Source organism: Micromonospora sp. NPDC001898 (assembly GCF_042891255.1).
Classification (GTDB): Bacteria; Actinomycetota; Actinomycetes; order Mycobacteriales; family Micromonosporaceae; genus Micromonospora.
The window spans coordinates 688,754-695,914 of record NZ_JBIATC010000002.1 but is presented as its reverse complement, the minus strand read 5'-3'; the positions used below and the strand labels follow the sequence as shown (position 1 = coordinate 695,914).

The window sequence follows — 7,161 nt, the reverse complement described above, 5'->3', positions numbered from 1 at the left end:
ACAACGATTAGGAGAAGTACCTTGCACGCGATCTCGTTGACCGGTCACGGCCCCGGAGGCCTGGAGATCCACGACGTGCCGGATCCGGTCGCCGCCGGCAACCAGACCCTGCTCCGCGTCCGTAGCGCGGGCGTCAACTTCTCCGACGTCCACCTCGTCGAGGGGACCTACTCCCTCAAGCCGCCGCTGCCGTACCGCCCGGGGATCGAGGCAGTGGGCACCGCCGCCGACGGCCGCCGGATGCTGGGCCGGGCCAGGCAGGGGGCCTGGGCGGAGGTCTTCGTCGCCGAACAGTTCCTCGACGTGCCCGATTTCGTCTCCGACCGGGCCGCCCTCGCGATGGCCACCCAGGGGTTCACCGCCTGGCACATCCTGCGGACCATGGCCCGGATCACCCGTGGGGACACCGTCGCGGTGATGGCCGCCGCCGGCGGCGTCGGGTCGGTCGCCGTGCAGCTCGCCAAGGCGTGGGGGGCCCGCCGGGTGATCGGCGCGGCGTCCACCCCGGAGAAGCGCGCGCACGCCGCCGCCCTGGGCGCCGACGAGACGGTGGACTCCACCGTCAGCGACATCGGCGCGGCCCTGGTCGAGGCGAACGGGGGTCGCATGGTCGACGTGATTCTGGAGATGCACGGCGGGCCACAGCTCGACTCGGCCCTCGCCGCGCTGGCGCCGTGCGGGCGGATGGTGATCTTCGGCGCGGCCTCAGGGGAGCCCGGCACCCCGATCCGGCCCGAGTCGCTGATGGCCGGCACCCGTACCATCGCCGGCTTCTCGGCGTACAACCTGGTCTCCGACCGGCACGAGGTGTTCCCGGAGACCATGGTGGGACTGTTCGGCATGATCAAGAAGGGGCAGCTCGACGTCGAGACGGGCCGGTCGTACCCGTTCAGGGACGTGGCGCAGGCCGTGACCGACATGCGGGCGCGGGTCACGACCGGCAAGGTCAGCCTGGACTTCGTGGGCTGAGCCGGATGGAAGCCGTCCCCGCCGGGATCCCCGCCGCCCTGGGCCGCGTCGTCGCCGCCCACCCCGACCGCACGGCGCTGGTCGTCGCCGACGACGCTGTCACGTACGCCGAGCTCGGCCGCCGGGTCGACGCGGTGGCCGTCGCCCTGGCCGGGTACGGGGTGGGCCGGGGCGACGTGGTGGGCCTCCGCCTCGACCGGTCCGTCGACATGGTGGTGGCCCTGTTCGGGGTGCTGCGGGCGGGCGCGGCGTACGTCCCGGTGGACCCGTCGCATCCGGCCCGGCGCCAGGCGGCGGTCCTGGCGGAGGCGGGCGTCACCCGGCTGATCACCGAACCGGGCACCCCGACCGGCCCGGACGTCGTGGTGCCGGATCTGGCCGACGCGTTGCGCGGGGAGGTCACCGTCGACGCCGCCGCGCTCGCCCGGCTGCCCGAGGTCACCGACGCGGACCTGGCGTACGTGGTGTTCACCTCCGGTTCCACCGGTCGTCCGAAGGGGGCGATGGTGCCGCACGGGGCGGTCCTGGCGCTGGCGGGCGGACTCCTCGCCTGCGGGGCGGCCGGGCCGGGACACGACGTGGTGGCGTGGAACGCCGGACTCTCCTTCGACGCCTCGGTCCAGCAGTGGTCGCGGCTGCTGCGTGGGGACACCGTGGTCCTGCTCCGCGAGGCCGACCGGCTCGACCCGGCCGCGTTCGCCGAGGTGCTACGCACCCGGCGGGTCACCGACCTCGACATCACCCCCACCCACCTGCGGGCGCTGCTGCCGTACCTGGACCAGTGCGGGGACCTGCGCATCCTGGTCGGCGGCGAGGCCATCGGGGACGGACTGTGGGCGGAACTGACCGCGCGGGCCGGGACGACGGCGTACAACGTCTACGGGCCGACCGAGTGCACCGTGGACACGGTGGTGGCCCGGGTCGGCGAGGTGGACGTGCCGGTGATCGGCCGGCCCCTGCCCGGCGTCCGCGCCCGGGTGGTCGACCCGACGCTGCGCGAGGTGGGGCCCCAGGAACTGGGGGAGCTGCTCCTCGCCGGCCCCCAGGTGGCCTGGGGGTATCTGGGGCGGCCGGCGGCGACCGCCCTGGCGTTCGTGCCGGATGCCGGCGCCGGACCGGGCGGGCGGGCATACCGCACCGGCGACCTGGTGCGGCGGCTTCCCGACGGGAACCTGGCGTACCACGGCCGCCGGGACCATCAGGTGAAGATCCGGGGAGTACGGATCGAACTGGGCGAGATCGAGCACGCGTTGCGCCGACTGCCCGGGGTCACCGATGCGGTGGCGCTGGTCCGCGACGACGCTGTCATGGCGGTGGTCACCGGGCGACCCGACCCCGCTGCCTGGCGTGCCGACCTGGCCGACGTCCTGCCGGCCGCCGCCGTACCCGCCGACTTGGTGGTGCTGGCGGCGCTGCCCCGCAACGCCAGCGGCAAAGCCGACCGGGCGGCCGTTTCCGCCCTGCTCCGCGCCGGCCGTGCGACCCCGGTCGACCCCGCCCCCGCCGGATCCGCCACGCCGCCGATGACCGACCGGGAACGCTACGTCGCCCGGCTCTGGACGGAGGTCTTCGGGGCCCGTGACCTCAGCGCGGACAGCGAGTTCGCCGCGCACGGCGGGCACTCCCTGTCCGCGATGGTCGTCGCCGAACGGGCGGCCCGGGAGACCGGACGGGCCGTCACCGTCGCGGACGTGCTGGCCGAATCCACCGTCGCCGGGTTCGCCGCCGTCCTGGACGTCCGGCCCGCCGCCGCCGCGCCGCCGCGACCCGCCCGCCCCGCCACCGGGGCCCGGCGCAGCGCTCCGCTGGCTCCCCAACAGGAGGGGCTGTTCCTGCTCCACCAGATGTACCCGCACTGCTCCGCCTACCACGTCCCGGCGCTGCTGCGCCTGCGTGGCCCGGTTGACCTGGATCGTCTCGACCGCGCGGTCGCCACCGTGCTGGGGCGGCACGCGGCCCTGCGTACCCGGGTCGGAATGGTCGCCGCCCGGCCGGTTCAACTGGTCGCGGACCCGCCGGAGTGCGGCGGCCTGGTGGTGGCCGACCCCACCACCACCGTCGAGGACTGGGCGGCCGAGGTGGTGCGCCGCCCGTTCCGGCTGGACACCGGCCCCCTGTTCCGGGCGGAGGCGCTGGTCACCGGAGCGGACACCTGCCTGCTCGCCCTGGTCGGGCACCACATCGTGGTCGACGGCTGGTCCATCGAGGTGGTCCAGCGCGACATCGGTCGGGCGTACCGGGGTGAGAACCTCCCCGAGCCGGTGCAGTTCCCCGCGGTCGCCGCCGCCGCCCGTTCCCCGGAGCACCGGGCCGTGGTCGAGGCGGAACTCGCCTGGTGGCGCAAGCGGCTGGCCGACCTGCCCGGTCCGGTCCGGCTGCCGTTCGCCCGCCGCCGCCCGGTCACCCCCCGGTTCCGGGCCGGGCGGGTGGCCCACCGGCTCCCCGAACAGGTGGCCGGAGAGCTGCGCGACCTCGCGGTACGTCACCGGGTGCCGCTGTTCCCCCTGCTCGCCCTGGGCCTGGCGACGGTGCTCAACCGCTACACCGGGCAGGACGACCTGGTCATCGGCACCCCGGTCGCGGACCGGGACGACGCGGACCTGGCCGATTCGGTGGGCTTCTTCAACAACTCGCTGGTCCTGCGCCTGGCCGTGGACCGGACCCGGTCGGTGCGGGACAACCTGCGCATGGTGGCCGACGAGGTCGCCACGGCCCTGGCCCACCGCCGCGTGCCCTTCGACGAGCTGGTTCGGGAACTCGCCCCGCCCCGGATCGCCGCGGCCAACCCGATCTTCCAGATCTGGTGCAACCTGCTGTCGTATCCGGCGACGCCGCTGGACCTCGGTCCGGCGACCCGGGTCGAGGTGCTCACCCCGCCGTTGCCGGGGGCGTTGTTCGACATCTCGGCGTACTTCGTCGACGACCGGGACGGTGTCGGGCTGGAGCTGGTCTACGACCTGGACCTGTTCGACCACGACCAGATCGAGGCGGTGGCCGACGACTGCGTCCGGGTGCTCGCCGACCTTCCTCGCGACGCTGCCCGGCTGCTCGGCGACGTCGGACGGGCCGACACGAGCACGGTACGGTCCCCCTGGCGGGCGTACCCGCCGGTCACCTCGTCCGCGGCGGAACTCGGGCGCACCCTCCTGGCCGCCCTGCGGCGCACCGGGAGCAGCCACGCGGTCCTGGCCGGTGACGAGACAGTGACCGGCGATCGGCTCGCCTCGACCGTCGTCGATCTCGGGACGGCGCTGGACCGCGTCGACCCCGGGCGGCGACGTGCGGTGGCGGTGCTGGGTGGCCGGAGTCCGGCGCTGGTCGCGGCCCTGGTCGCCGTGCTGGCCGGAGCCAGGACGTTTCTGCTGGTCGACGCCAACCTGCCGCCGACCCGCCGAGAGCGGATGCTGGCCGTCGCCGGCGACCCGGTCGTGGTCGATGCCACCGGTGACCGTCCGGTCGTGCGCCCGGACCACGCCACCGGCATCCCGGCGGCTCGGGCCGGAGCAGCACCGGTGTCCGGTTCGGAATCGCTGCCCACCGGGACGGCCTACCTCGCGTTCACGTCCGGCAGCACCGGTCACCCCCGGCCGGTGGCAGCCTCGGCGACCCCGCTGGCGGCCCTGCTCCAGTGGTACCCGGCCGCGTACCGGCTCACCGGGGAGGATCGCTTCTCCGCGCTCGCCGGGGTCGGCCACGACCCCCTGCTCCGTGAGGTCCTGGTCGCGGTGGCGGTGGGTGCGCCGGTGCACCTGCCGGCAGCCTCGGAGGCCGCGTCGCCGACCGCGCTGGTCCGCTGGCTCGCCGTCCGGCGGATCACCGTTCTGCACCTGAGTCCCGCCCTGGGGCGGCTGCTCGTCGCGGCCGGTCAGGCGTCCGGCGTCCGGCTGGTCGACGTCCGGCTGGTCGCCTTCGGTGGCGGCGCGGTGGACGCTCGGGACGTCGCCGGTATCGCCCGGCTCTGTCCCGGGGCGCGGGTGGTGTCGCACTACGGTGCCACCGAGACCCCCCAGGTGGCCGCCACGATCGACCACGGCTACCCCCGATCCCGGGAGAGCGCCGACAACCGACCGCTGGTCGGCCCGGCCTCGCCCACCGCCGAGATCCTGCTCACCGACGACGACGGGCGCCCGGTGCCGGTCAACGTGGTGGGCGAGATCCGGGTCCGCAGCCCGTACCTGGCCCTCGGGTACCCGGGGGACCCGACCGGCACGGCCCACCGGTTCGGGCCGGACCCGCACGGCGAGAGGGGCGTGCGGCTGTACCGGACCGGGGACCTCGGGATGGCCCGGCCGGACGGCACCATCGAGTTCCGGGGCCGGGCCGACCGGCAGGTCAGCCTCAACGGCACCCGGGTCGAGCTGGACGAGATCGAGGCGGTGCTGCGGGAGCACCCCGACGTGACCGACTGCCTCCTGCTCGCCGACGGGCCCGACGGGGTCACCGCGTACGTGGCCGGGCCGCCGGAGCTGACCGGGGACGGCTTGCGCCGGCACCTCGCCGACCTGCTGCCGGCCACCATGCACCCCGGTGACCTGCGGATCCTGGCGGCCATGCCGCTCACCCCGAACGGCAAGCCGGACATCGCCGCGCTGCGCGCGATCGCCGTCACGGCCACCGCACGCGCCGACGGGCCCATGATGCCGCTGGTCGAGCGGGTCTGCGCCGCCGCCCTGGGCCGCGACACCCTCGGCCCGGATGTCAACTTCTTCGATGCCGGTGGTTCGTCGCTCAGGCTGATCGAGGTGGAGGCCCGGCTCAGCCGCGCCCTGGGCGCTCCCGTCGGGCTGGCCACCCTCTTCCAGAACCCGACCGTCCGATCGCTGGCGGCGGCCGTCGACCGGGTCGCGACCCAACCATCGAAAGGGAGTGTCCCGGGTGAGTAGTCCGGACGATCGGCGGGCCCTGGTCCTCGTCGGGTACGTGCAGGGTTGGTTGCCGTTGCTGCGCCGCACCGTCGGCGACCTGCGGGTGATCATCATCGAGGAGCCGGCCGTGGCGTACGCCCGGGGGGCCCGCGCCCACCTCGCCGCCCACTGGCCCGAGTGTGACCTGTACGAACTGGACTTCCGACGCCCGATGGCAGCCGACCTGTTCCACGTCTGGCATCCGGACCTGCGGATCCAGGCGGTCGTCCCGGTCGATGACGCGGGGGTGGTGTTCGCGGCGCGGTTGGCCCAGCGCCTCGGCCTGCCCGGCGCCGGACCGGCGTCGGCGGAGATCCTCGGCGACAAGTTCCTGCTACGCCAGGTGGCGGAGGCCGGTGGCGTCGCTGGCCCGCAGTGGCGGCTCATCCGCTCGCCCGCCGACGCGGTGGCCTTCGCCGAACGGGTTCCCGGCGGGCTGGTGCTCAAGCCGACCGCGCGGGCGGGCTCGTCCGGGGTGCAGATCGTCCCGGACGCCGCCGACGTTCCGGCGGGCTGGGAGCGGATGGTCGCCCCGCCCGCGCACAGCAGCACGCGCTTCCCGGCGGTGGAGTCCTACCTGGCCGAGCGGCGCATGGTCGGGCGGCAGTACAACGTGAACCTGCTGGTCCGCCGGGGTGAGGTGCTCTTCCGTAACGTCACCGCCACCGAGGTCGCCCCGGGCGCGCATCCGGTGCCGGTGACCGAGACCATCGACCCGGACCTGCCGCCGGCGCAGTACGCCCAGCTGGTCGCCGAGGCGGAGCGGCTGGTCGCCGCAGTCGACTTCGACACGGGGTTCATCCACAGCGAGTGGATCCTGGAGGACGGCGTGGTCCGGCTGGTGGAGTGCGCGGGACGCCTCGCCGGCGGCCCGATCATGATGATGATCGGATACGCGTACTCCTACGACATCGTCGCGGCGTACCTGGCGGTGATGTCCGGCGAGCCGCTGGACGTGGCCCTGCCGGCCCAGCCGCGCTCTGCCTCGATGCTGCTGACCAAGCACGTCCGGCCGGGGCTGGTGACGGCGATCACCGGCGTCGAGGCGGCCCGGGATCGGGATGGTGTCCTGGCCCTGGACGTTCTCGTCACCGTGGGAGACCAGGTGGGGGAACTGGTCTCTCTGCCGAGCGTGGCCGCCAGGGTGGTCACGCTCGACCGGACCGTCGCCGAGGCCCGACGGGCCGGCGAGGACGCCCTCGCCGTCCTCGATGTCAGCACCGTCCCCTCTGCGGTCGAGGACGGCCGAGCCGGGAGTACGGCCTGAGCACCGGCTCGGCAAATCGTC

3 protein-coding genes are annotated in these 7,161 nt (G+C 74.7%); all 3 read left to right on the top strand.

The window, feature by feature from the left end; genetic code table 11:
- The first annotated feature begins 21 nt into the window (after positions 1-21).
- Genes ACFYZF_RS07765 through ACFYZF_RS07755 form a run of 3 tightly spaced genes read left to right on the top strand, consistent with a single transcriptional unit; the run spans position 22 to position 7,140 of the window.
- Entirely contained in the window at positions 22-969 is a 948-nt protein-coding gene (locus ACFYZF_RS07765) for a zinc-binding alcohol dehydrogenase family protein (protein WP_387017018.1), read from the top strand.
- A 5-nt stretch (positions 970-974) separates the two neighbouring features.
- On the top strand, positions 975-5,852 hold the full coding sequence (locus tag ACFYZF_RS07760; RefSeq protein ID WP_387017017.1) for an amino acid adenylation domain-containing protein: 4,878 nt from the start codon (positions 975-977) through the stop codon (positions 5,850-5,852).
- The gene (locus tag ACFYZF_RS07755) at positions 5,845-7,140 is read left to right on the top strand and encodes an ATP-grasp domain-containing protein (RefSeq protein WP_387017015.1); all 1,296 of its coding nucleotides are present in this window, start codon (positions 5,845-5,847) and stop codon (positions 7,138-7,140) included. The genes ACFYZF_RS07760 and ACFYZF_RS07755 overlap by 8 nt, the downstream gene beginning before the upstream one ends.
- Positions 7,141-7,161 lie beyond the last annotated feature (21 nt).